Annotated in this window: 19 protein-coding genes; 9 read left to right on the forward strand and 10 right to left on the reverse strand. The window is 35.2% G+C overall.

Features of this window, described 5'->3' with window-relative positions; translation table 11 throughout:
- The coding region (locus tag F6K06_RS28835) for an after-VIT domain-containing protein (protein WP_287323333.1) at positions 1-2282 on the forward strand (2282 nt) is incomplete at its 5' end.
- Between the two features lie 148 nt (positions 2283-2430).
- Here F6K06_RS28835 and F6K06_RS28840 read toward each other — a convergent pair.
- Together F6K06_RS28840 and F6K06_RS28845 are read right to left on the reverse strand one after the other, a co-directional pair.
- Positions 2431-2565: a hypothetical protein gene (locus F6K06_RS28840; RefSeq protein WP_287287728.1), complete on the reverse strand. Its 135-nt coding sequence runs from the start codon at positions 2563-2565 to the stop codon at positions 2431-2433.
- A gap of 20 nt (positions 2566-2585) precedes the next feature.
- Complete coding sequence (locus tag F6K06_RS28845; RefSeq protein ID WP_124154449.1) at positions 2586-2906, reverse strand: antibiotic biosynthesis monooxygenase; 321 nt, start codon at positions 2904-2906, stop codon at positions 2586-2588.
- Between the two features lie 133 nt (positions 2907-3039).
- On the opposite strand from F6K06_RS28845, the gene F6K06_RS28850 reads away from it, so the two are divergent.
- Positions 3040-3234 (forward strand): hypothetical protein, encoded by a 195-nt coding sequence (locus tag F6K06_RS28850; RefSeq protein WP_124154450.1) that lies wholly within the window; start codon positions 3040-3042, stop codon positions 3232-3234.
- Between the two features lie 296 nt (positions 3235-3530).
- Here F6K06_RS28850 and F6K06_RS28855 read toward each other — a convergent pair whose 3' ends face one another.
- From F6K06_RS28855 to F6K06_RS28865, 3 genes are all read right to left on the reverse strand, one after another.
- Complete coding sequence (locus F6K06_RS28855) at positions 3531-5789, reverse strand: protein-arginine deiminase domain-containing protein (protein WP_124145869.1); 2259 nt, start codon at positions 5787-5789, stop codon at positions 3531-3533.
- 596 nt (positions 5790-6385) lie between these two features.
- Positions 6386-7159: a response regulator transcription factor gene (locus tag F6K06_RS28860; RefSeq protein WP_124145896.1), complete on the reverse strand. Its 774-nt coding sequence runs from the start codon at positions 7157-7159 to the stop codon at positions 6386-6388.
- A gap of 574 nt (positions 7160-7733) precedes the next feature.
- Positions 7734-8453, reverse strand: a complete 720-nt coding sequence (locus F6K06_RS28865) for a hypothetical protein (protein WP_287240409.1) — start codon at positions 8451-8453, stop codon at positions 7734-7736.
- A 135-nt stretch (positions 8454-8588) separates the two neighbouring features.
- Here F6K06_RS28865 and F6K06_RS28870 point away from each other — a divergent pair, with 135 nt between their 5' ends.
- Both F6K06_RS28870 and F6K06_RS28875 read left to right on the forward strand, forming a co-directional pair.
- Positions 8589-8711, forward strand: coding sequence for a hypothetical protein (locus F6K06_RS28870; protein WP_275670402.1), 123 nt, complete (start codon positions 8589-8591; stop codon positions 8709-8711).
- A 683-nt stretch (positions 8712-9394) separates the two neighbouring features.
- On the forward strand, positions 9395-9859 hold the full coding sequence (locus F6K06_RS28875) for a hypothetical protein (protein ID WP_124145871.1): 465 nt from the start codon (positions 9395-9397) through the stop codon (positions 9857-9859).
- 312 nt (positions 9860-10171) lie between these two features.
- Here the strand turns inward: F6K06_RS28875 and F6K06_RS28880 are convergent, their stop codons facing one another.
- The gene (locus F6K06_RS28880; RefSeq protein ID WP_124145872.1) at positions 10172-10666 is read right to left on the reverse strand and encodes a hypothetical protein; all 495 of its coding nucleotides are present in this window, start codon (positions 10664-10666) and stop codon (positions 10172-10174) included.
- Between the two features lie 810 nt (positions 10667-11476).
- On the opposite strand from F6K06_RS28880, the gene F6K06_RS28885 reads away from it, so the two are divergent.
- Both F6K06_RS28885 and aroA read left to right on the forward strand, forming a co-directional pair.
- On the forward strand, positions 11477-11725 hold the full coding sequence (locus F6K06_RS28885) for a hypothetical protein (RefSeq protein WP_124145873.1): 249 nt from the start codon (positions 11477-11479) through the stop codon (positions 11723-11725).
- A gap of 843 nt (positions 11726-12568) precedes the next feature.
- The gene (gene aroA / locus F6K06_RS28890; protein WP_124145874.1) at positions 12569-13918 is read left to right on the forward strand and encodes a 3-phosphoshikimate 1-carboxyvinyltransferase; all 1350 of its coding nucleotides are present in this window, start codon (positions 12569-12571) and stop codon (positions 13916-13918) included.
- 528 nt (positions 13919-14446) lie between these two features.
- Here aroA and F6K06_RS28895 read toward each other — a convergent pair.
- The 4 genes from F6K06_RS28895 to F6K06_RS28910 all read right to left on the reverse strand — a co-directional run bounded on the left by F6K06_RS28895 (position 14447) and on the right by F6K06_RS28910 (position 20547).
- Complete coding sequence (locus F6K06_RS28895; protein ID WP_124145875.1) at positions 14447-14869, reverse strand: CAAD domain-containing protein; 423 nt, start codon at positions 14867-14869, stop codon at positions 14447-14449.
- A 987-nt stretch (positions 14870-15856) separates the two neighbouring features.
- On the reverse strand, positions 15857-16075 hold the full coding sequence (locus tag F6K06_RS28900) for a hypothetical protein (RefSeq protein WP_124154454.1): 219 nt from the start codon (positions 16073-16075) through the stop codon (positions 15857-15859).
- 144 nt (positions 16076-16219) lie between these two features.
- Positions 16220-17194 carry a ParA family protein gene (locus F6K06_RS28905; protein ID WP_275670403.1) on the reverse strand — a complete coding sequence of 325 codons (975 nt, stop codon included), beginning with the start codon at positions 17192-17194 and terminating at the stop codon, positions 16220-16222.
- A gap of 1079 nt (positions 17195-18273) precedes the next feature.
- Positions 18274-20547, reverse strand: coding sequence for a heavy metal translocating P-type ATPase (locus tag F6K06_RS28910; protein WP_124145876.1), 2274 nt, complete (start codon positions 20545-20547; stop codon positions 18274-18276).
- A 1151-nt stretch (positions 20548-21698) separates the two neighbouring features.
- Here F6K06_RS28910 and F6K06_RS28915 point away from each other — a divergent pair.
- The 3 genes from F6K06_RS28915 to proS all read left to right on the forward strand — a co-directional run bounded on the left by F6K06_RS28915 (position 21699) and on the right by proS (position 25924).
- A complete protein-coding gene (locus F6K06_RS28915; protein ID WP_124145877.1) occupies positions 21699-22472 on the forward strand; it encodes an ABC transporter ATP-binding protein in 774 nt (257 codons plus the stop codon).
- Between the two features lie 196 nt (positions 22473-22668).
- Entirely contained in the window at positions 22669-23169 is a 501-nt protein-coding gene (locus F6K06_RS28920) for a YcxB family protein (protein ID WP_124145878.1), read from the forward strand.
- 949 nt (positions 23170-24118) lie between these two features.
- The gene (gene proS, locus F6K06_RS28925) at positions 24119-25924 is read left to right on the forward strand and encodes a proline--tRNA ligase (protein WP_124154456.1); all 1806 of its coding nucleotides are present in this window, start codon (positions 24119-24121) and stop codon (positions 25922-25924) included.
- The last annotated feature ends 261 nt before the right edge of the window (positions 25925-26185 follow it).

Raw genomic sequence — 26185 nt, forward strand, 5'->3', positions numbered from 1 at the left:
TAGGGGAGCAAATAGATGTGATTATTCGCTACACAGACTCCCTGAAGTTTGAAGGTGGGGATTATGAATTTGTCTTTCCAATGGTAGTCGGACCTCGTTATATTCCCGGAACACCTATAGATAGAAGTGGCGATACAGACCAAGTTCCCGATGCTAGTCAAATTACACCACCAATAGTTCCCCCGGCAACTCGTTCGGGACATGATATTGGTATGACAGTAGAAATAAACTGTGGGATGCCAATTTTTCAGGTGAATTCCATATCCCACCAAATTCAAACATCTGAGCGAAGAGAAATTGTTACGGTTAAATTAGGAAATGAAGACACCATCCCAAACAAAGACTTCATTCTCCGCTATAAAGTTGCTAGCGATCGTACCAAAGCAACAGTATTAACTCAAGCAGACGAACGTGGCGGATATTTTGCCGTTTATCTAATTCCCGCTTTACGGTATCGCAGTGATGAAATTGTGCCGAAAGATGTCGTTTTCCTCATGGATACTTCCGGTTCCCAAAGGGGAGAACCATTGTTGAAATGCCAGGAATTAATGCGCCGTTTTATCCACGGACTTAACCCCAACGACACTTTCACAATTATCGACTTTGCCAATACTGCCAGAAAACTGTCAGAACAACCTCTACCGAATACACCTAACAATATTGCCACTGCAATTAACTATATCAATAGATTAACTGCAAATGGTGGCACTGAATTATTGAATGGCATCGAGGAAGTTTTGAATTTTCCGCCTCCACCTGCGGGAAGACTACGGAGTATTGTGATGTTGACCGATGGTTATATTGGTAATGAAAAAGCAGTATTGGCAGAAGTGCAAGACCAACTCCAACCAGGAAACCGACTTTATAGTTTTGGTGTCGGTAGTTCGGTAAATCGATATTTGATTAACCGTTTAGCAGAAATTGGGCGGGGTATTGCCAGAGTTGTGCGACAGGATGAACCAAGTCAGGAAGTAGCAGAGAAATTTTTTCAGCAAATTAATAATCCAGTATTGACTCAAATTGAGGTTGAGTGGAATGGTCGGGGTGAAGTACCAGAAATTTATCCGGTGACAACTCCAGATTTATTTGCCGAGCAACCTTTGGTTTTGTTTGGGCAAAAACAGGATGCTGTGGGAGGTGAGTTACAGGTTAATGGTATTGCTGCTGGTGGGGAAATTTATCAGCAGACTTTCGATATTCATTTTGCTGATTCTGACAATATAGCAGTTGCTCAAATTTGGGCCAGGCAAAAGATTAAGCATTTGATGAATCAGATGTTTGATTATGATAAGAAGTCGGTGGTAAAAGAAGTGACGGAGACCGCTTTAAGTTATCAATTGTTGTCAGAATATACGGCGTTTGTTGCGGTGAGTGAAGAGGTGCGTGTTGAACCTGGTGGTAAGAGTATTTCGATGGAAGTTCCTGTGGAAATGCCAGAGGGAGTGAGTTATGAGGGGTTCGGTGCTGCACCTGAAAGATTTCGAGTAGACAATTATCCAGATCGTATCATGTCAACTTATTCCGACTCTCCGGACTTGCTGTGTCGGATGCTAGACAATGATTCAGATCGTATCATGTCAACTTATTCTGACTCTCCGGACTTGATGATGCAGCTATCGCAACTTCAAGCAATAGATTCGGTGGAGCAACAAGAGAAAATAGGGTCTTCGGGTATCAAGAAAGGAATTTCGAGATTCTTGAAACAAGGCGAACTACAGGAAACTGCTTCTACTAAAGAAGTAAGAATGCGCTACAACATTTCGGATAATGACTATCCAGTAAGACTTTCTCACATAGAGCGCGTTCTCAAAACTAACGATAAGGTTTTAGTTAAAATATTAGTCCGCGACCGAAAAATTCCTACTTCCGAGCAACTTCTGAAACGGATAGCGACAGACTTGAAGGAAGTTGCAAATGTGGAGGAAACTCCTAAAGTAGTAGGGAATTTTATGCGAATGGTACTTTCTCTCAAACAAAAAGATTCTGCAAACTCAACTGATACTCCTTTGCAAATTATCCAAGTTATCGGGTTAGATGCTGCAGGGCAAGAAAATCTCCAACAGCATCTACAAAATCTGAATATACCACCAAATATTCATGGTGAAATAGTTTTGGAATTGCAGGTGAAAGGCGATCGCGTACTCCGAGTAATTTTAGATGATGAAGTTTCCAGTTTGAAGGATAAAAAAATTATAGAGGAAATTAAGCGATCGCTGTTAAAATGGTGCGTTCCTTCTAGTGCTGCAGATCGGATTCAGATTACAATCAAAATTAGTTCGTAATATTCAGGAGTAGGGGGAATAGATTTTTTCTATCCCCCAATTTATAATGCAGAGGAAAATTCGTCTAATTGTCAGGATATTCAAGGCAAAATTTGTCTAATTAAATTGACCAAGACTATCCTTATCTACCCAATTAGATCATGTCCGCTTAATAGCGCGATAGAACTCCGTTCCGCTTACGCGACCAAAAACTTTCTTCTTCTTTTTCCCTCCTGACTCCTGAGTTCCCCTCTTGGGAGGGGGAGGGGCGAGGGGTGGGTTGACTCCTGACTCCTCCTTGCAACTGCTCAACCGGACATGATATTACTCTGGCAATATCTCAGTAACAGTTTCATAAAAATTAGTTTCTGGTGGTTTAGCAAATAAATGTGACATTTGTTCCAATGCCGCTTTATAAGCATCAGTTTGATTAGCATCCATATCTTCAACACCTTCCCAAAAAATTACAGCAATACCTTTATCTGTTCCTGGCAACTGCAATAAATAAGCTCCCTTAAAACCGTCGTTATAGGTAGCAACTGCTTTTTCATAAAGTTCCCTTGCTTCTTCAAACTTTCCTGGTTTAAATTCTCCCAAGGCAACATAAGCATATTTATGCTTCAAAAAATCCATAAAATCAGACATTTTTTCTCCTGATAGATAGGGTTTAATAGCAAATCAAAAGTCAAAAATAAGACTTCTTAACTTGATTAAAAGAGTATTTGTCAAATAAATATTAAATCATGTAGTAGACGGTTTCATCTTATATCATGTCCGGTTGAATACTTACACTTTGGAAGAAGGAAGGCATAAGGCAGAAGGCAGAAGGCAGAAGGCAGAAGGCAGAAGGCAGAAGGCAGAAGGCAGAAGGGAAGAAAAGATTAGAAGGGATAAAGTTTTTTTATCACGCTCTTATCCGGACATGATATTACAGCATATTTTATACCAAATTCAAGCAAGATTGTTACAGTAAAATATAGATGCTTAACGGAATTGAAAAATCTTCACTGTTTATTTCTTATACCTACCACCTACCACCTAACACCTAATACCTTGAATAGCCAATGTAGCAATATTTTTTGAAAATGGTATTAGTCAAATGATGTACAAGGTAAATGGTGAAAATCTTGTAGTGCAGGCATCTTGCCCGCTTCGGGGTGTACTTCATAGAGTCACAAAGTGCTGTAAATGTTGCAATAGATGGATAAACCCAACAAAAATCTTTCTCCCCTACTCCCACACTCCCCTACTCCCCCACTCCCCTACTCCCTATTCCCTACTCCCTGAAATAATATCCTCAGACAAAGATTTCCAGAAAGGATTATTTTTTCCTAAACGGGTTGTATTTGTAGCATCATGGATACTTCCTCTTAAATTCTGATAATATTTATCGTCCATAAAATTAATATTTAAACTAGCATCAGCTACTAACCTGCGGAATTTTTCCTGAGTATAATCTCTACCATTAATTAATGCTCCTAGGGGGTTTGAAACTAACAATTCTCCATTCACTACCACCGAATTTACCATATTTGGCCACCAAGAATAACCGCTATATCCAAACATAGCTGGTACTTGAATAATCTGGTCATCACTTAAATTAAATTCCCGCTTCAATTTGTCAATTAATGGGTCTAATTTTTCCCGCTGCAAATAGAGATTATGCTGAATTAACTTCTGATTTTTTAGCGCTGCTCGTACCGTTGTTTGAGTACTTAAACCACGATTTATTGCCGCTTGTCCATATCCTTGTAGACTCAATTCTTCTAATAGTTTTACCCCTGCTTCTGGACTAACAATTAACATTAAAGGTTTGCCAAATTTACTAGGAATAAAACTAATAATTTCATCTACATGACGAATCATTAACCAAGAAGTATCAATATCTACTGGCGGACCCTGAATCTTTTGTGCTTTAATAAAATCAACGATTTCTGGATTCAGACCTACTTCACCTGCCTTACCATAATAAATTCTTCCCAGATCGTATCCTGGCAAAGGTGGTGTCACTTCTAGGTTGCCATAAGCATCTGCCCATCTATTTAGGGGATCGAGTTGTCTAGGTTTACCTACTTCAAACCAGCCAAAATCTTCTTTGAGCAGACTTCTAGCGTATTGGTCATTTTCCCCAGGACGGTTAGCTTTGAGTACCACATTCATATTATGGGTTTTACCTTGAGAGGGAAATTGCACATAACCTATTTCTTTAGTATCTTGCATCCAGGTGGTGCCACCAGAATTAATTTGAGCTTTAGCACCTGTTCTTTCGACGATCTGTTTGATTTTGGCCACAAATTCTTGATTGCCAAAACCACGTTCGCTGACATGAAGCTCTTTGACTGGAGCAGTATTGGGAGACATTAACCAGGGGACTACACCTATTTGAATACTATCAGAAGCAATTTGTCTACCATTTTTTTCAGCGATCGCTGTTAATTTAACGACTCCTTTCCAGTTGCGATCGGCGAACTGTTTAGCTTCCACACCTAATACTACTTTCTCTCTAGATATTAATGCTTCAGTACCAGAAATATCTACTGGTTGCCATCCGTATTCTGTTTTTTGGAATACATTAATATAGTCACTAGCATCTGTATCTGTTGAGATATAGATTTGAGCATCTTGATAATTTTCTGCTACTTGAATATTCACCAGCGCTAAGTCTGCTTCATCTGTTTTGCCATTAACTTCTCGATCGCGCCAGTCTGGTATTCGATCGCCATTATCATCATCGCTATTAAATAGCATCAATGCACCTTCTGATAAAGTCCATTTTTCTCTACTCGATCTGTCAGCTTCATCTAACTCTCCGTCTCTGTTGGTGTCGCCATATATGGTGAAACCAGGAGATAAACTATATGCAATGGGTGAATAATTGGTTGTATTATTGTCTGTGTCATCTTCTGTATTTTCTACCCATCTTCTTGCTGCTATGACTTTTTCATAGGAGGCAACTGCTAAATAACCCTGATATTCGATCATTTTTTCGATCGCTTTATCTGTAATTAACGAGTTTTGGGGAATTTGGCGCAGGTTGAAAATTGCCTCTAACCAAAGATTTTCTGCTTCTTGCCAAGTTTGGTAATTTGCCTGAATTGTTTTTCCTTTTTCTACTGCCTTACTTGCTTTGGCGATCGCTTGCTTCCAGCTTTGAAGCGCTTTTTCTTCTCTAATAATATTAGCTTCTACATTACGGAAGTTTTTCAGGGTTTTTTCATACTGTTGTAGGTGAAATTGGTATTGCCAGGGTTCTTCTACTTCTTGGAGAGTTGGCCTTTGAGAAACTTTATTCAGTTCAGCTTTTATTTCGTCTCTAAGCTGGTAAAGTTCTGATAGTGAATTTACTTTTCTTGTAGTTTTTAAGTTGTTGTTTATTGACTCGAGGGTTTCTAAAGGCGAAACTGCTGAGTTTGCTTGTTCTAGAAGTGAAGGTTGTGCCACTGCTTGAGGAACAGGCACCCAAATAATTGCTACTAATGCTCCAATGGTATTAACTAGAGCTATTTTGATATATCTAATCCAACACATAGTATAAATCCTCATATATACTAATGGATTTTAGCGGATTTTTGGCAACTCAGAGGACTAGTTTCCGATCTTTTCAATATTAGACATAGGCGTGAAAAAGATATATACTTTTTGCACATAGCAGGTAACAGGCAACAGCTCCGGAAAGCAACAGGGAATAGATTTTTAGGAAAAAGGTACGAAAAATGATTTAGGGAACTGACTTTTACAACTCTAGCTTATGTTAAATAAAGGGTAAGTTTATTTTCACCAGATGTCTATTGACTCTACAGGATTCCCGCCGAATAATTATTCCGGTGGTGGTACATAGTAATGGTAAAGGAAGCACCGAGAGTTTCGGGAGATGGGGGGATGGGGAGTGTAGAGAGCACTAGGAGTTTGGGAAAAATTAAAAAACATATATCCTCACCATTACCATCCAGGACTACCATTATTCCTTCACTGAAAACTAAATTAAGCTTAATCAGTTAGTGTTAATTGATTTATATTTCCGGTTGAGAGATTGTAATTCGTAAGGTATTACAGAATTTTGAAAAAATCTCTCTGTCAGTTCAGTTTTTTATACCTAAATTATAATTTTTCAACCGGAAATTATTTTAAGGTTCTCTCACCCATTCCTGATTTGGTTTTGCCAAATTAGATGTTTCCACATTATTAGAACTGGAACTATTACTAGGTAACTCTAAGCAGTAACCAGCACCGTATACTGTTTTAATATACCGAGGATGGCGAGGATCTGGTTCCATCTTTGTTCTCAGATGTCTAATATGGACTCGGATCGTCTCAATATCATCATCTGGATCGTAACCCCAGACTTCCTTGAGAATTTCACTCGGAGATACTGTCTGGCCATGTCGTTGCAGTAAACAATGGAGTAACTCAAATTCTAAATGAGTTAGTTTGACTGTCTGCTCAAACCAAATAGCCTCAAACCTTTCAGGAACAAGAGTCAGAGGACCATAATTCAGAATTTCGCTATGTTTAGCTGCTTGTGGTATTCGATCTGTGCGTCGGAGTAGGGCACGCACTCGTGCCAGCATTTCTTCTACTTCAAAGGGTTTTGTCAGATAATCATCTGCTCCAGCATTAAAGCCTTCTACTTTATTTTGGGTGTGACTTAAAGCAGTTAACATCAGTACCGGAATATCGGCTGTCCGTTCATCACGACGCAGACGTTGACAAACTGTAAACCCATCTACCTTTGGTAGCATTAAATCTAATACTATCAGGTCTGGTAGTAGTTGGAGGGCTAGAGCTTGCCCTTTTATGCCATCTTCTGCTTGGCTAACTTCATAGCCAGCCATTTCTAGGTTGACAGCAACGAGTTCTGCGATCGCAGGATCGTCGTCAATGACGAGTATTCTGGGCATCATTTGCTACACTTACCTATAATTTTTTTTATTGTAATGTTTAATTAAGATTTTTAAGTTTGTTCTCACATTTTGTTATAATTATTTTTCAATACATAGCCCATTTTTAATTTTATTTTTCTACTTCTCTATAACATAATTTTATCTTTTTGTCAAGTAAGGCAATTATAGAATATAGAAAAATATCTAAGTGGTTCTTTAACTAGCTCTTGGCGATCGGCTTTCAGCTATCAACTTGAGTTGAAATTCCCAGCTTGTAGACACTAGATAATTCAAGAGGGGTTGAAATTCTCTTTGAAATTGCATTTACTCGGTTTCAGTATAAATCTAAGCTGTTTGCGGAGCATTCCGTTTAGGAAATACTGACTGCACCAAATTGCTGTTTGAGGAGAATTCCCTCAGGAAATGCTTTTTAAATTAAGTCCTTGAATTTTAGTAAAGCTATTGTTTAATTGTGACTTAAGGCCAAGTAAATTTTAAGTAAACTTTTGCTCTCCAAATTTTTTGATAAAAGTAAAATATTGGGGATCTAAAAGTTAAAAAAAAGCCATTGATTTAATTTAAAACTTTGTGCTTAAAATCTAGGAATTATAGGTAAAAATTGTGCTTGTTCTTTAAAATATTTCCATGCAATTGATTCCGGATCTTTTTGACTACTCCATTCTCCAAAATCAGGTTTTGTTTTCCGTTTACTGATAGTACTAGCATGAACATTAAGCCTAATTGCTAATTCTTTTTGGGTAAGAGGAGAAGCTATTTCAGTAGCAGATTGAAGTTGGGAATTTTCTGGGAAATCTTTTAGATGAGAATTTAGTTGGGAATTCTTTGGCAGTTGAGTCTCATAATTTGAAACTTTCGGGATTAATTGAGTATTGTGTTCTAAAATTTTATCCGTTGGTCTTCCCACTAGAGATACAGCAGTAGGAAAATAATATAATAAGCTACCCTCTTGTGTAATTTCTAATTCAGCACCAAATTCTTTGGCTTGTTCATCAAGAAACTCTTGGACTATTTTTCCCGATAGTTGGGAGTTTATGGCTAAGTCTAAGGCTGTAATATACCCATTATTTTCCTGAATTAACTGATAGAATATGTTATTCAAATAATCTTTTTGTTGTTGTTGTTTTTCCTGATAACGCTTGACGAACCAGGTAACTCCAGAAGCAATAGCAATGATTGTGAATATACGCCAGGATAAACCTAGCATTAGCAATGCTAATCCAAAAGAAATTACAATGGGAAAATTATCTGTGGATTTATTATTATTGTTGATTTTTCTTGGTTGTTCGGGCATTTTAATGTTCTTGAGCCAACTTTTATACTTGTTAGGTATCACCAACATTTACTGTTAATATAGCTAAATATAGACATAATTAGTCAATACTTTTAGCGTATTTTTAATAAATCATGATGTAGTTGGGATAAATTTTTGTCAAGAATTAAGTCTATCAGACTAATTATTAATGTCATTGAAGTGATTTCTGAAGCCAAACAAATACAATACGAGTTAGAAGAAAATTTTGCTAGTATTGATATTGGTTTGAACACCTAGCTACACTTAGCTACATTAATATTTAATCAAGCTAGAATTATCGGTAGACTTCTGAAATTCATTGATCGATACTGTAAACTGTAACAAATTTAAAGTTAACTCTTCAATTTCTTCTGCCTGAAAATTAATTGAGGATCAAATCAAAAAACTAGCTAGTTAATAAATAATTTCACATTAATGATTACTTGAATATAACAGATCGCTTAGATAATTCATGTTCTCATCACTCACAAAAAAAATGGCATTATGAATAATTTTTCAAAATTAATAATGGTAACAAAATGTTAATTTAGGAAAAAAAATAATCAAAACTTTGTCAATATTCCCGATACTAGAGTTAATCTAAATATTATCGTATCAAGTATAAATTGCAATAATTAAAGCGATTTTAACCTAATAATTCTATACATCAAAAATTATTTTTATTGATAATGATTCAATTCCTATATATAAAATTAGTGAGAAAAAAGAAGTCTACTTTGAGTAGGTAAAAAAAGAGTAGTCCCAAATTATTAAATACCTGTCTTATTTAATAGACCTCTCCTCTTTAATTAGTTATGAAAAAACTGATTCTCTAACTTCAACGCCATCTTCCTGCTCACTTAATTTATCAATATTCAACCGGAAATGATATAACTATGTTTTTATAAAGTATACCTCCTTAGTTTGCAAGATTTTAAACAATGTTTCGTAAATTAAAAATTATTGGTGGCACCATTCTAGTCTATTTGTCCATCACTAGTTGTAGCCCTAGCAAAGTTCTTCAGTGTAATGAATTGATTGTTACTATTAACAAAGGAAATACTCTTGTCAATTCTGAAAATTCCTTTGATGCTGCGACAACTAATCAGCTAGGAGGAGATTTAGAAGCAATTTCTCAGGAGTTAGAAGCTCTCAAACTTGAGGATGAAACTCTTCAGCAGTTTCAAAAAGACTTAACTCGAACATTTAAAGAACTTTCTCAAGCTTTTCTTGAGATGAGTGTAGCTCTTAAAACTAGCACACAAGTTGAAGCTTCATTAGAGGGTAGAAAAAAATTTAATCAGGCTAAAAATCAACTTACTCAAACAGGCCAGCAAGCTAATAAGGTTGCTACAGAAAAAGATATTTTGTTAGATAAGCTGGTTACTTATTGTCAAGATAAATAAGTTTAGAGCACTTTACACCTAATAAATAATTTCTATTACCAAAAATATAGGGTCTCAAACCTTCCCTTTTAAGGGGATAGAAAGCGGTCGGTCTTCGGAACTTTCCTAAGGGTGGGATGGCGAGGAAACCTCGCCATATCCAATCGACCAAGATAAAGAAAATTCTGCATCTTCTCGCTTCTGTATTGCAGGAGATGCTGATAACTGTTAACGCAGTTCTTCCGAAGGAGGCTAACTGATAACTGAATTGACAGTTAAGTTTTAAGTGGTTTTTGTTAGGAAAAATATTGATTGGTAACTTCAATCAAACTATTAGTGATGAATTTCTAGCTCTAGTACATAATGTCCCATGCGTAACTGCTGAGACCATAGTTCATATTCTAAACGCAGATAATCTGGAACTGGTCTTCCCTGAACTACTAGGTTACGGGTAAAGTTACGCATTTGTAGCTGATAATGTAAATTGAATGACTCGTCTTGTAACCAATAACGACAGATGCCATATACTCCTCTTTCCCAGATATGGCGGTAACAATATTTACCGTTTCCTTGCATAGTCATAATGACTCGGGACGGGGAAACTTCTAGCCATAAAAGTCTTGGTTTTAAGACAGTTGGCAATATTGATGGCTCATCTATGTCTATACATGATGTTTCTTTGTCTGTAATTGCAGGTTCATGCAATAATATATGAAATTGATCGCGGTCTTTATGATATACAGTGGCCGCTGTTTCAACTATGGACCAAATTGGCAAGTCTGTTGATATTAATGATAGACTTACGGATTTGCGTTGATAAGTTAGCATCTGTTTTCTTAGGGTAAGTTGTAATTATTTAATGGTTGTTAGTTCTACAAAGATCAAAAATATTACTCTTGGTTAATAGCTTTTTCTTTCGCACGTAACCTTGGCCAAACTCTAATTTAGATTTAACTCTATTCTGACTCAGAATTTAAGCTATCGGAACATACAGCACTTTTAAGTAAGTTAGGTACACCTGCACAACAACAATATTTACTGATTAAGATCGTGATTAGATAATCTGTACTTCATCAACCTATAATATGCTATATATCTGTGGTTTGTTATTGATAGGTTTTATGGAACTCATAGATCAAATGTATAATTATAAGGTTTCTATTTATTGCGGAAACCCTACGCAAACATAATATTAAGATGAACTCAAGAAAGTCAAAACAAAGATGCCTTTGGCTGAAAAATTTAGCTGACAATTATTTCAAGCAATTACTTCATGTGAAGCAGTGTTAAATTATTTTAGTTAATTGTTATTAATAGAGAAGTAATATAGTATCAATCAAATTCATCTCTCTCATAATTTTTTTGAAGTTTGTGAGGTCAAAAAAAATTTAATAACACTTTGATATCAAGGTTAGGAAATTATTAAACATCATTGCATCATCAAATACTATGCTAATAAATATAGTAGTTAAAGCAAAAAGGCAATTCACAATAACTTTTTTCTTAACTCCTGAATTTTGAGGCTCGGGTCATTAACTCATCTTAAGATATTAACTATTCCTATAGTAGCATATTTATGTAGTTGGACACAAGGGATAGTATTTATAAAAAAACTTTAAAATTATCTACACTAAACTATTGCCAGTAGCCAGTCTAAGTAAATTTATTGATTTTAATTATATCTTTGTTTATTTTTGTTACAATGTTTTAACTAAATATATCAAATTATCACTTGATGAGTTAAATTTTACTGCTTTAAAGAATCTTGAAGAAGGAAAAAGGAAGAAGGAAAAAGTGGATGGTGACTCAAACCCCAACCAATTGTCAACACTCTGTAGACCGGGGGATAGTCAACCCACAAAGAAAAAGATAAATCATCAAAAGTAATCAGAGAGTTGTTTGTTAGAGAAAAATAAATTGCTGGTGTTTTACAGTTTATTTATTAATGCTATAGTCGGTATTCAAAATTAAAGCAAGATAGTAAGTAGGATAGTTATAATTTAAATATATAAGCCTGAAAGAAAGAGGTTTTTGAGCTACTTTATTTTTTGCTGAAGAATTAACTAGGTATAATATTACTACATTAAATTAGATGAAATTATTTATTTTTTGTATATTTACTTTATTACTACTCATAGTAAACAATTTGATCGAATAATTTTAGATATAAGCTTGAGTGATTTAAAGACAGTATTTTGATGTTTGTCAGAATGCAATACTAAATTAATATTCAAAATTTGTCTCAAATCAACTAGAATAGCTACAAATAGACAAGAAAAAGACAAGATAAAGTCTAAAAGAAATCCTCAGAGGCTTTGACTCATCAGTTCTAATCGCCAAAACTTCCCTTAATGGTCATTTTAGTTAACAGTTAACAGTACCTCCTCCAATTTGTAGGGAGGCTTAAAATACTGAATTTTCTTTTCTCTTGGTCAACCTCTCTATACGGTTTTCCTAACTGATTTTTGCTAACAGTATAACAATTAGTAGTAAATTTTTTATTGGTATTTATAGCAAATATTGAGTTGCTTAGGATATTAGGATAGGGAGCGGGGAGTAGGGAGTGGGGACAATAAGGATATTTGCTTTGTGTAAGAAGATAGGTTTTTTCATCACTAATTATCAGGACTTGATATTAAATGAATTCTGCACAGGTATTTATTTACTCACCCTTCCCAGACTCCTATAAAATTGTGGCTGTGCAAATTTTGCAAATTTATAGTTAATTTTATGATACCTGCTGTAGTAACTACACAAATTACAAATAGTCAAGAAACTTTGATAATTCAAAGACCACAATCAGGTCTATGCCTCAAAGGTAACATTCAAATTCCTGGAGATAAATCAATTTCTCATCGGTCTCTTATGCTAGGAGCGATCGCTCAAGGAAAAACTACCATAAAAGGCTTGCTTCTAGGGGAAGATCCCCGCAGCAGTGCTAAATGTTTTTCACTTCTTGGGGCTGATATTTCTCAACTCAATACAGACTTGGTGGAGGTTCAGGGAGTTGGACTAGATAATCTCATAGAACCATCTCAGGTTTTGGACTGTGGTAATTCTGGCACTACAATGCGACTAATGTTGGGGATTTTGGCCTCCCATCCCGAACGTTTTTTTACTGTTACTGGAGATAGTTCCCTGGTCCAGCGTCCCATGTCCCGTGTGATTGAGCCTCTGACACAGATGGGCGCTCAAATCTGGGGTAGAAAAGGTGGCTCTTTAGCCCCATTGGCCATTCAGGGACAAAAGTTACGACCGATCCATTATCATTCTCCCATTGCTTCAGCCCAGGTAAAATCTTGTATTTTGTTTGCTGGTTTAATGACGGAAGGGAAAACTACGGTAACTGAACCTGCTCTTTCACGAGACCATAGTGAAAGAATGTTGGAAGCTTTTGGGGCTCAAATTAGTATTGACCCAGAAACAAATAGTGTAACTGTGACAGGTCCAGCTAAATTGCAAGGTCAAGATGTGGTTGTGCCTGGTGATATTAGTTCGGCAGCTTTTTGGTTAGTAGCAGCAGCTATTGTGCCTGGGTCAGAATTGGTAATTGAAAATGTTGGTGTTAATCCTACTCGCACAGGCATACTAGAAGCTTTGGAAATGATGCAGGCTAATATTATACAGGAAAATCAGCGGGTTGTTGCTGGAGAACCTGTGGCTGATTTACGAGTATGTTATAGTCCTTTGAAAGCTTGTGAAATTTCTGGTGCGATAATTCCACGACTTATTGATGAAATTCCTATTTTGGCAGTTGCTGCTATGTTTGCTGAGGGGACAACTGTGATTAAGGATGCGGCTGAGTTGCGGGTCAAAGAGAGCGATCGCTTGATGGCTATGGCCACTCAACTCCAGAAACTGGGAGCTAGAGTTACAGAATTACCGGATGGATTGGAAATTACTGGTGGTGTGGCCTTGACTGGTGGTGATGTTGAGAGTTATGGGGATCATCGAGTTGCTATGAGTTTGGCGATCGCTGCTCTTAATGTGACTAACACTACCAATATCCATCAGGCTGAAGCTGCAAGCATTTCTTATCCCAATTTTACTGCTACTCTGCAACAAATTTGTAGGTCATAGTAAAATTTCGGTAAGTGGGAAATCAGCTATTTGACTCCTAGGTCGGAGCTTACGCTATTAATAGCTAGATGGAAACTACTCGATGGATTTTCTCCGTAGTCAAAAAAATGTGTTTTAATTTACGAAAAACTTAAAAAGTAGCCTCACTGGTCTTTTATTCTGGAAAGAGTAGTTGTAATTGACACCATAAGCGTGAACGACTGCTGTATACATACTAGGATATGATACTGTTCAACAATTAATAATTAATTATTAATAATTAATTATTACCTCTCCTTTAAAACGGATAGGATTGACTCAAAGGAAAATTTTTATTTATTATCCCCTTAAAAGGGGAGGCTTTAAACCACAATTTTTCGGTAATGTGAAAATCGTGGTTTTAACCAATTTACAACTCCTAGGAAGAATCTACGGGAATTTATCTCGTGGAGTGTCAAATAAAGTAGTTAAAAAATTAAGACATTGGTTAATTTATTGAAAATGTAATTTCAAATTAATAACCAATGTCTTAATTGTTGGGGCTTTTTTTTATTTACTTGATGATTTTTCCCCTAAAAGTTGTTCTTTCCAAGCTTGAAGCTCTACGGATAACTCCTGGCGGTTAGAAGCACGAAGTAGATAGCGATATATAAACCACCCAGAATAGATAATACCAATTAACTCGAAAGTAGGGGCTAGCAGCGGGATATCATTTAATGATTCGATTACTGCCAACATTACCTTGAGAGTAACAATGACTCCTAGAATTAAGCCAAGAGTAACAATTGGCTTCTGATATTGTCCAAAGAAGCCAGATATAATAGCTGGTAGCTCTGATAATATTTCCAAGACTTGGTTTTTAATATCTTGGAACTGGTCGGATGTTTCTTCAGAATTGGATACTGTAGTTAGAGAACCTGGTTCTGTAGGGCTTACTCCTACTTCTTTTGTAGTATCTTTTTCTTCTTGCATAATTTAATGATGTCCCTTCAATTACTAAGGTAGTTATGATAAACATTTGAGTGAATCTTATGGTCAATATTCCAGAGTTTTAAAGGACATGGCCTACTCTTAACTCAAAGTTATCTTGATTTTTCAAACATAAACCTAAACCAGAAAATCTGACATTGCAAGAATAATCATATATGGATTTAGCATATCTAGTGGTCTATTATTATTTCTACAAATCTTAAATCCTACATTTCGCACGACGAAATGTAATATCATGTCCGGTTAAATACTTATAAATAACTACGGAGGAGTCAGGAGTCAGTCCTCAGGAGTCAGGAGAGAAAAAGAAGGAAAAGGAGAAGGCAGTTTTTGATTACAAAGCGACATGATATAAAACATCAAATTATAAAAATTTAAGAGTAACTATTGCAGAGTAAAGAAAAAAAGTTCTAACACTCCTATGTATGAGAAGAGTATTGCAGAAGAAAGCTGAGTAGTTCATATTATTAAGGCCATTAGTATCAAGTCTAAGTCACAAAAAATAGGTTTGATACTTTTGTTTTCTGAGCTTCAGGACTTTTTAAAATATCTACGCCAAATATATTTTGTGCAAGGTTTTATTGAAGTAAGATTTGTTCAAAATTTACTGTTTCTTTTCCACAACTATTTTCTGTTCTAATTTGAGCTACTTAATTTAACTTCTAAAATTATATTCAGCATTTTCATATATTAAATAGGTGGTAGTGGTGCATTGTTATGATGTCGTTCATTAATTGATAATGGATAATGGATAATTACCTCTGGTTAAAACCGTTACGGAATTGAATATAAGGAAATATCCTAGCACTTTTTTTCCCTTGAAAGGGTCGGCTAATAAAGCTGAATTATTTAATTAATAATTAATAATTATTAATTAGGGCTTGCTGATTAAATCTAAAAGTATTTACAGATAAAGATAAGCACCTTTTTGGGGCTTTTAAAAAGAGCGCCTGTTTCAGTCTAAAACCCTCAAAAAGTTAGTATTTTAGGCGCATAGTTGGGCAGAAAAATTATTCTTACAATTCTTACTCCTACCTCCTCGCTCATTCCCATTCTTCCCCTCCTGGGAGGGGTTAGGGGTGGGTTGTCTCCTGTCTCCTGTCTCCTGTATTCCTCTCCTGGGAGGGGAATATGGGGAGTCTGGGAGAAATTAAAATATATATCCTCGTTCTTCTTAATGTTGGTCAAGATTAAATTTAGATGAACCCACCCGCTCCGTCACCCCAATGACCTAAAATTAGTGGTAATTTCTGAATGACTTTGATGGAAGTATTTAACAATTACTAAATACTAATTTAGATGTTTCAGTTCTACATAAGATTGAGATGAAGGTTATAATTTTGAGACTAAATATTTTACATTTTCGACAGCTTCTTCATATCTATGTTTAGCTAAAGTAATTTCTTCTCCATCTGGCATTTTAAAAATTTCCCCTTTATCAGGAAGTTGATGTAAAGGAGTGCCGATAGATGCAGAGACTTTTCCTGAAGAATGAAAATCTTTGACATCGGTAACATAGGCATTTTGCCATGTAATGAGAGAATCTAATGAATTATCATTCCTAGTAAAATATTGAGGAAAACTTTGATATTGTTTATAGCAGAAATTAATTAATTCTTGTCTGATATATTTATAGGCCTTAGCTACACCTTTATGGCTTGTGTAATTGTTAAAAACAAATTGTTTGATTTTAGGTAATTTCAGCTCGAACTGCTTAACTTGCTTATTAAATGTGATAACTTTACTGGCATATTTTTTGAGAGATTCTGAAGGATATTGTTCATAAAGTAGCATTAAAATCCCTTTAATTCCTTCTAATGAAGTAAAATCAGCCATCATAGGAATTATTAAATAATCAGAAGAAAGTAATGCCATCTGTGTATAGATGGAAAAACTAGGATTGCAGTCTATGAAAACAACTAATTCTTTATATTTTTCTTTGTCAAACTCACTTCGACATAATCTTTTAATTGCTGTCATATGATTTTTCCATGCAGTAATATTTGCTGGATTAAGTACAGAATAATTAAGAGCTAACGACAAAGATTCTAAAAAAGAATCACCAGCAATTAAATACAGATTTTCTGGAATAGATTCATTATAGAGTGAGGCTCGAACTTTATAAGTAGAATTTTTTGGTAATGATTTAAAGTCAGCATTAGCTTTCAAAATCCAATAAATAAACCCTACTACATTACATCTTGTGTAAGTTCCTTGCAACTTTTGATTATTTTCATATCCTTCTTTTCCACCTCCAAGTAAAAGTTGATAAATGTTAGCTTGAGGACACATATCAATAACTAAAATTTGTGTCTCTGCATTATTTTAAGCATACAATATTTAAGCATTAGAACATAAAGTTGTTTGACCAAAACCACCTTTATTATTGTAAAAAGCATAAACTTTTATCGACATAAATACTTGCTCGTCAATTTATACTAAATTAGTATCTTATACTATAACAAATAATAGATATGTTGGCAAATTAAGCTCTAAAAATCTTGAAATTCTTTCAAAATTTTCATTGCCGAATAATTAAGGTTTAAAGCCTCTCCTTTCAAGGAGAAACAAGCGGTCGAGGGATGGCGTTAGCGGAGCGGGTCTGTAAGAACGGGTTTCCTCGCCATATCCAATCGACCAAGAGAGAAAAAAAAATCCCTTTTGCGTAAATCATCCCCTTGAAAATAAGAGGTAATTATTAATTATTAATGAGGGCTTGCTAATTAATTAGCAAAGTATTGACAGATAACGGTTTTAGCGTTTTAGGGTTTAAAAAAGTACCAGCTTTTGGGTGTAAAAAGCTCATGCATGCTAGTATTTTGGGATGATTATGGCAGAAAAATTGATAGATAATTCTTAACTCCTATCTCTTCGCTCATTCCCATTTTTCCTGTCTCCTGTCTCCTGTCTCCTGTCTCCTACCCCAGCAAAAATACTTTCCATACGCAAACCCTAATTATTAATTGTTGAAACTACTATATTTCTATAGAACCCCTAACCGTATCTTTATAAAGGTAGGGGTTTTTGACTAATAATTCAGAAGTCATAAGTTATACCAATTTATAAAATATTGCAAAGCGTGACAACACAGGGAAAAGGGAACAGGGAACAGGGAAAGAAAAACATAAATATTAAAGAGGAAAAAAGGTGGAAATTTTAGAATTTATGGGATTTATAATTTTTTCTTTTAGGAATAAATCAGAAATTAAGATGTAACTGCCTTTTTTGAATTTGGTATTAGGATATTGATATTTAATTTATATAGTTATAGATATCTCCAATAATCAAAAATAAAGTCAATTATTGCACTCTTATTCATCAATTATTTCCTCCTACTCCCTATTCCCTATGCATGAAGGAGATGCTTAATAGAACCCATTTGATATCTATAGATAAACTTTGGGTTTAAACTTCCTTAAACGCAAAGCATTACTTACCACAGAAACTGAACTAAAAGCCATTGCTGCACCAGCAATCATTGGATTTAATAACCAACCAAAAAAGGGATATAAAATACCTGCAGCAATAGGAATACTCAAAACATTATAAATATAGGCAAAAAATAGATTTTGACGAATATTTTTCATAGTGGCATGACTGAGTTGAATTGCCGTAACAATTCCCCACAAATCTCCAGAAATTAAAGTTAGATCGCTAGCTGCCATTGCCACATCTGTACCTGTACCAATAGCAATTCCTACATCTGCTTGAGCTAATGCTGGAGCATCATTAATTCCATCTCCTACCATCGCGACGATTTTATGTTTTTGTTTTGAACTATTTCTTTCTTGTTGAATAGATTGAATAATACTAGCTTTTTGGTCGGGACGTACTTCAGCAAAAATTCTTTTAATACCCACTTCAGAGGCGATCGCTTCTGCTGTTTTTTGGTTATCTCCTGTTAACATTACTACTTCTAATCCCATTTTTTGTAGAGCTTTAACTACATCCCCAGAAGATGGTTTAATTGCATCAGCAATTCCAATTAAACCTTCAATTTTTCCGTTAATAACTATTAAAGCAGTAGTTTTTGCTTCACTTTCCCATTGTTGGCGATTTGATTGTAAAGTTTGAGTATCAATTTTCAATTCATCCATCCATCTTTGTGTACCAATTTGTACCAACTTTCCTGATACATTTCCCTGTACTCCCATTCCTGCTACAGCTTCAAAATTAGTCACTTCTGGTAGGGGATTTTTTACTCCTTGAGATTGAGCATAATTAACTACAGCTTCCGCTAAAGGATGTTCTGAATTTTTTTCTAAAGCAGCAGCTATTGCTAATAGTTCAATTTCATTATTATTAGTGACACCTTTAACCGTAATATAGTTAGTAACACTAGGTTTTCCTTGAGTAATTGTTCCAGTTTTATCACAAACAATAGTAGTTAATTTATGTGCTAATTCTAAGCTATCTGCACCTTTAATTAAAACTCCATTTTCTGCTCCTTTCCCAGTACCAACCATAATAGAAGTGGGAGTTGCTAAACCCAAGGCACAAGGACAAGCAATAATTAAAACTCCTACCGTAGTAATCATGGCAAGAGTTACATTTCCCATGGTATTAAACCAAATAATAAAAGTTATAATAGCAATGGTTATTACTACAGGCACAAACCATCCAGTTATTTTATCTGCTAATTTTTGAATAGGTGCTTTACTGCATTGAGCATCTTTTACCAATTGTACAATTTGGGCTAATACTGTATCTTTACCAACTTTTGTGGCTTGAAATTTGAAACTTCCTGTTTTATTAATTGTTGCTCCGATTACCTCATCTCCTAGTTGTTTTTTAACAGGAATTGGTTCACCTGTCACCATAGATTCATCAATAGAAGATTCTCCTTCTACAACTTCTCCATCTACAGGAATTTTTTCTCCAGGGCGGACTAAAATTACATCTCCTACTACAACTTCTTGAATGGGAAGATCGCTCTCTTTTCCATTACGAATAACTCTAGCAGTTTTTGCTTGTAAACCCATTAATTTACGAATAGCTTCTGAAGTTTTTCCTCTAGCACGATTTTCCAATAGTTTTCCTAATAGGAGAAGGGTAATAATAACTGATGAAGCTTCATAATATACTTCTGCTTTTAAACCTTGAGTAATAAAAAAATTGGGGTTTAAAGTAGCAAATAAAGAATATAAATAAGCAGCACCTGTTCCTAAAGCAACTAAAGTATTCATATCCGCAGTATAATGTTTAAATGCTTTAAATGCTCCTACAAAAAAACTTTGACCACACCATAACTGTACAGGCAAACTCAAAAATAATTGCACCCAAGAATTATGCAGCCAACTAGGAATAAAAGGAATATATAATCCTATCATTGCAGGTAGGGAACCAATGAATAATAAACTACTAATAATTCCCCCAAGAATAACTTTACGGATTAACTCTTTTTCTTCTGCTTCCCTAACTTTTTTTTCAGTATCTTCTTCTTCTTCAGATTCTGCAAAAGCATAATAACCAGCTTTTATTACAGATTCTTGAATATGAGTTAAATTAGTTTCTTGAGAATAATAAGAAACTGTAGCTTGAGAGAGGGCAAAATTAACATTACATTCAATGACTCCTGATACTTCTTTAATTGCTTTTTCAACTCTATTTGCACAAGCAGCACAACTCATTCCCTGTAGACGAATACGAATAGTTTCCATCACTATAACCTCAAGATTTTTCAATAATTAATACACTTACTAATAAACGCTATATCTAATTTTATACAACTCAAATTTATCGGTCATTAAATTTATTCTGATTTTCTTTTTTTTTCTAGTGGGTTAATAATCTGATTAGGATTTCCAGTAGGATTAGTACTCAGTTTGTCTCTTGAGCAGAAAATACTCATCATTCTTTCTCATTGCCTGTTCCCTTTTCCTTATTTCCTAAAATCTACAATATCTCACAACTCAAATAAGATTGCTATATATTGATATTGCTACTTAAATATGAATTTAAGATGAAATGAGTTAGTGCAAGATGGCAGAAATAACTGACCAGTTACAAAATCCTAAAAGCCTTACCAATCAATACTTTTAACTTTTGAATTTTGACTTCCGCGTAGCGGCATTAGGTACAATAGAGAATAGGGTATTGAAACATTTTTACTACAAAATTTACATAAAATTAGAGTCAGTAATGAATTCTATATAGATACTTATATTTGATAGTTAACCTCAAAGAGAAACATCGCTATCGCCTATAAAATTTGTCTAATAATTTTATGATTTTCTCTGCACTAACAGCTCTGGCAATTGCTTTAATTAAGGTTTTAAAAATTAATTATTTTTCGTTAATTCTATCCATTTTAAGGAGAGCATTGACTAATCATGAAAAATTTTATTTATTATCGCCTTAAAATGGGAGACTTTATACCATTTCTCAAACACTTTTCTACATTTTGTTGAGTGGGGGAGAAGTAAAAAGTAAGAATAATTAACATTAACTGGGCTATTTTCAACAAAAAGGTGATTTTAATTGTTAAATACAGTATTTTTAGCTAGAAAAACTACATATTTTTAGCACAACAAGTAATACCAGTCTGATAAATGTTTGAGACTTTGTTGCCTATTCCCTGTTTCCTATAACTAGAGTTTTATAACATTCTTTTTTCAAAATCGTATAACAGAGATTAATCTAAAAATAAAATAGTATTTTACTATTATAAAAAATGTTGTAAATACTTACCTTCAAAATAGCGATCGCCAACCTCATTTCACACAAACAAGTATTTTTATCCCATAAAAATTATTGATATTTATGTTAGACTTAAAAAAAGTAATAAAGCACCATCATATTAGATTTAGATATGAATAATCCTAATAATACTGCTATTTCCTTTCATCATGTAAATAAAATTTATCCTAATAAAACAATTGCTTTGCAAGACATAAATTTTACAATTAATCATGGTAAATTTGTGACTTTTGTTGGTCCCTCTGGCTGTGGAAAAAGTACAGTATTGCGATTAATATCAAAATTAAGCGAAGTTAGTTCAGGAAAAGTTGAATCAAATATAGACCGGGATAAAAATGAATTAGCTTTTGTCTTTCAAGAACCAGCTTTAATGCCTTGGTCTAACGTTATTGATAACGTACATTTACCTCTAAAATTAATAGGAAAATCTCTCAGAGAATCTCGAACAATAGTACAAGAAGCCATTAATTTAGTAGGATTAGATGGTTTTGAACGTTCTTACCCACGACAACTATCAGGTGGGATGAAGATGCGAGTTTCTATTGCTAGAGCATTAGTAACTAACCCAAGAATTGTTTTAATGGATGAACCTTTTGGAGCTTTAGATGAAATGACTCGCAGTAAACTGAATAGCGATCTATTAAGGGTATGGCAAGAACGAAATTGGACTGTAGTTTTTGTCACTCACAATATTTATGAAGCGGTGTATTTATCTCAACAAGTAATTGTTATGGCTGCCCGCCCTGGTAGGGTAGTAGCAGATGTCAAAATAGATGTGAATTATCCTCGTAGTGAAGATTTCCGAATGTCACAGTTATGTAATGATTATTGTCGGGAAATTTCTAATTATTTGGAGATGGGAGTATCAGGTCATTATAGTAATTAGCATTTATATTTTAAGGAAGAAGGAAGAAGGAAGAAGGAAGAAAGTAGAAGGAAGAAAGTAGAAGGAAGAAGAAAAAATATTGCGTTGTCTGAATTTTAAGCTGTCAATCTGTCCTAACCTTTCCTTCGACTACTTTAACAAAAACAATTATAAATAATTGGATATTAAATAGTCTCTAGTTAAATACCGATAAAAAATGTTTGAAGAAGAAATAAAATTAACTATCAATTATCGTATACAAGATTATATAGAAGCAAATCGTATTGATTTTCGTAGTCGATTTATTTTCCAAATTCTACGATTTATTGCTCTATGTTATGTATTATTTTTAGCTTTATTCATTGCAGTCAGTCCTCATCCTAATTTTTATGCAATCTTCGTTTTGATTTTGTTTCTAGCATTTGTATTTTATGAATGGACCTGGCTGCCTTTTTTGTCTAAAAATTTATTTGAGAAGCAAAGAAAATTTTTTAATAATCAAGTTACTTTAATTTTTAAACAAGATGAAATTATTGAAATTTGTGCTTATCAAGAACTAAAACTTAGATGGTTTTACAAACATATTACAACACCTAAAATGCTGTTGATATTTATCAACCCACAAGGTTTTATAATAATTCCTAAAAAATATTGTTCTAGTGAAGAGCAATACGAAAAAATATGTTATCTAATAACTAAATTTCCTCAAGGTAATTAAACCATGTACCTACCACCTACCACCGCTCCACCTAGAAAATTATTTGTAGCAAACATTTATCATTTTCTTTGTGGGTTTAATACCCCACCGTCAACGGGGGTGTTCACGCATTACTTGGGGGAGCGAATCCCCATGTAATTTTCCTCCTGTCTCCTGTCTCCTGTCTCCTGTCTCCTTCTTCAACACCCTTGGTATAAGACTTCCCTGAATTAAATTTCATTATCCATATTCCTGATTGAAAGTCTCTGTTTTGCCTTTTTTTCTTTCCTCTTCAACTAAACATTAATCTTAAAATTACCTAGATATAGCAATACAAGAATTGGGCGCGGACATTTTTCAATCCTCAAACCTTTTTACAGTTTGCTATTCCCTATTCCCTATTCCCTATTCCCTAGCGCTATACTTTTCAACCAGTATTTGAGTATAACTATTCAAAGGAAAATCAAAAGCAACTTCAGGAGTAACCCACTCCCATCGCACAATTTCTTCATTAAGAGTTTTTACTCATTTAAAACAGTCAGAGCTTTTGTTGCGTATGTCGCAATAGGAGTTTTTACTCATTTAAAACAGTCAGAGCTTTTGTTGCGTATGTCGCAATAGGAGTTTTTACTCATTTAAAACAGTCAGAGCTTTTGTTGCGTATGTCGCAATAGGAGTTTTTACTCATTTAAAACAGTCAGAGCTTTTGTTGCGTATGTCGCAATAGGAGTTTTTACTCATTTAAAACAGTCAGAGCTTTTGTTGCGTATATTGCAATAGGAGTTTTTACTCATTTAAAACAGTCAGAGCTTTTGTTGCGTATGTCGCAATAGGAGTTTTTACTCATTTAAGAGAGTCAGAGCTTTTGTTGCGGATATTGCTTTTTAACTTTTGATTTTTGACTTCTGTGAAGCAGTACCAGATGTCCTAAACTATCTGAAATAATCATTATTTCTATCAAGGAACAATCATGCGACTATCTCAAATGTTATTAGTCACTCTCCGAGACGACCCCGCAGAAGCAGAAATTCCTAGCCACAAACTCCTCATCCGTGCTGGATATATTCGTCGCATCGGCAGTGGTCTCTACGCATATCTCCCTCTAATGTTGCGAGTCCTCAATAAAGTCTCCAAAATAGTCCGCGAAGAAATGGATGCTACTGGTGCCCAAGAATGTCTGCTTCCTCAACTTCAACCCGCCGACCTGTGGCGAGAGTCTGGTCGTTGGGATACTTATACTCAGGCTGAGGGTATTATGTTTTCTCTAATTGACCGTCAAAATCGGGAGTTAGGGTTAGGTCCCACCCATGAAGAGGTAATTACTACTGTTGCTAAAGATATGATTCGCTCCTATCGGCAGCTACCCCTACATCTCTATCAACTGCAAACTAAGTTCCGGGATGAAATTCGCCCCAGGTTTGGGTTAATGCGAGGCCGGGAATTTATTATGAAGGATGGCTATTCTTTCCATGCTGACCAGGAAAGTCTCAAAAAGACTTATCAGGATATGGATAAGGCTTATCGAAATATGTTACGTCGCAGTGGATTAGAATTTCGAGCGGTTGATGCTGACTCTGGGGCAATTGGTGGGTCTGGGTCTCAAGAATTTATGGTTTTGGCCGATGCTGGTGAGGATGAAATTCTCTATACCGAGGATGGCAAGTATGCAGCAAATTTGGAAAAAGCTGTTTCTATCCCACCTGATGCAGAAATTTCACCTTTTGAGAGTTATGAAAAATTGGAAACTCCTGGCACGGAGACTATTGAAAAGCTGTGCAAGTTTCTCAAATGTTCTCCTACTAATATTGTGAAAAATGTTTTATACCAGTCAGTCTATGACAATGGAATGACTGTTTTAGTTTTGGTGAATATCCGGGGAGACCAAGATGTTAATGATGTGAAGTTGTTGAATGAGTTGACTAAGTTGGCTGGAAATTATGAAGCAAAAACTGTTTTGGCTTTGACTGTGCCTGATGTGGAGGCTCAAAAGAAATGGGCAACTAAGTCTTTACCTTTGGGTTATATTGCTCCAGATTTGTCTGATGATTATATTACTTCTAGTAAAGAGGTAAGTTCTCAGTTCTTACGAATGGTAGACCAGACGGTCGTAAGCTTGACAAATTTCGCAACAGGTAGTAACGAATCTGGTTATCACGTTATGGGGGCAAATTGGGGTCAGGAATTTACTTTGCCAAAGTTGGTCGTGGATTTACGAAAGGCTGAAAAAGGCGATCGCTCTATCCATGACCCCAGTCAAACCTTAGAAACTGCTAGAGGTATTGAGGTTGGTCATATATTCCAGTTAGGGACGAAATATTCTGAAGCTATGGGGGCAACTTATACAAATGAGCAGGGTGAGGAAAAGCCTTTGGTGATGGGATGTTATGGTGTGGGTGTGTCCCGTTTGGCTCAGTCAGCAGTGGAACAGTCTTATGATAAGGATGGGATTATTTGGCCTGTGGCGATCGCTCCTTATCATGTGGTTATTTGTATTCCTAATATTAAGGATGCTCAACAAATGGAAGTGGCAGAAAGTCTCTATAAAGAATTAAATGAAGCTGGAATAGAGACTATTTTAGATGACCGAGATGAGCGAGCGGGTGTTAAATTCAAAGATGCAGATTTAATTGGAATTCCTTATCGAATAGTTACCGGGCGATCGCTCAAGTCAGGTAAAGTTGAATTGGTAGAAAGAGCGACTCATCAATCTCAGGAAATTCTGGTAGAGGAAGTATTATCTACTTTAAAAGACTTAATTGAGAAAGCATTAACTTAATTTACACTTTTCAGCAATAACTAGAATTTTGGTATTGCTGAAAAATATTTCTGCAAGACAAAGTTTAAGTAAGATGAGGGGGCGGGTGTTAAATTTAAAGATGTAGATTTAATAGGAATTCCCGATCGAATAGTTATAGCAATGAGCGCTGGTATATTTACAAATTGTAGTAGGGGCAAAAGAGCTAGAAGTCTTATATGATCGGCAATTTATTCCCCCTGTTCCCTGTTCCCTGTTCCCTGTTCCCTGCGCACAGCGCTA

It is taken from the genome of Okeania sp. SIO1H4, assembly GCF_010672695.1.
GTDB lineage: Bacteria > Cyanobacteriota > Cyanobacteriia > Cyanobacteriales > Microcoleaceae > Okeania > Okeania hirsuta.

What these genes read in the sequence shown, in the direction of transcription:
- F6K06_RS28845 (WP_124154449.1), bottom strand. Translation starts at nt 2,906, where the DNA reads ATGTCTGATTTTATGGATTTTTTGAAGCATAAATATGCTTATGTTGCC.
- F6K06_RS28855 (WP_124145869.1), bottom strand. Translation starts at nt 5,789, where the DNA reads ATGTGTTGGATTAGATATATCAAAATAGCTCTAGTTAATACCATTGGA.
- F6K06_RS28860 (WP_124145896.1), bottom strand. Translation starts at nt 7,159, where the DNA reads ATGCCCAGAATACTCGTCATTGACGACGATCCTGCGATCGCAGAACTC.
- F6K06_RS28865 (WP_287240409.1), bottom strand. Translation starts at nt 8,453, where the DNA reads ATGCCCGAACAACCAAGAAAAATCAACAATAATAATAAATCCACAGAT.
- F6K06_RS28875 (WP_124145871.1), top strand. Translation starts at nt 9,395, where the DNA reads ATGTTTCGTAAATTAAAAATTATTGGTGGCACCATTCTAGTCTATTTG.
- F6K06_RS28880 (WP_124145872.1), bottom strand. Translation starts at nt 10,666, where the DNA reads ATGCTAACTTATCAACGCAAATCCGTAAGTCTATCATTAATATCAACA.
- aroA (WP_124145874.1), top strand. Translation starts at nt 12,569, where the DNA reads ATGATACCTGCTGTAGTAACTACACAAATTACAAATAGTCAAGAAACT.
- F6K06_RS28895 (WP_124145875.1), bottom strand. Translation starts at nt 14,869, where the DNA reads ATGCAAGAAGAAAAAGATACTACAAAAGAAGTAGGAGTAAGCCCTACA.
- F6K06_RS28910 (WP_124145876.1), bottom strand. Translation starts at nt 20,547, where the DNA reads ATGGAAACTATTCGTATTCGTCTACAGGGAATGAGTTGTGCTGCTTGT.
- F6K06_RS28915 (WP_124145877.1), top strand. Translation starts at nt 21,699, where the DNA reads ATGAATAATCCTAATAATACTGCTATTTCCTTTCATCATGTAAATAAA.
- F6K06_RS28920 (WP_124145878.1), top strand. Translation starts at nt 22,669, where the DNA reads ATGTTTGAAGAAGAAATAAAATTAACTATCAATTATCGTATACAAGAT.
- proS (WP_124154456.1), top strand. Translation starts at nt 24,119, where the DNA reads ATGCGACTATCTCAAATGTTATTAGTCACTCTCCGAGACGACCCCGCA.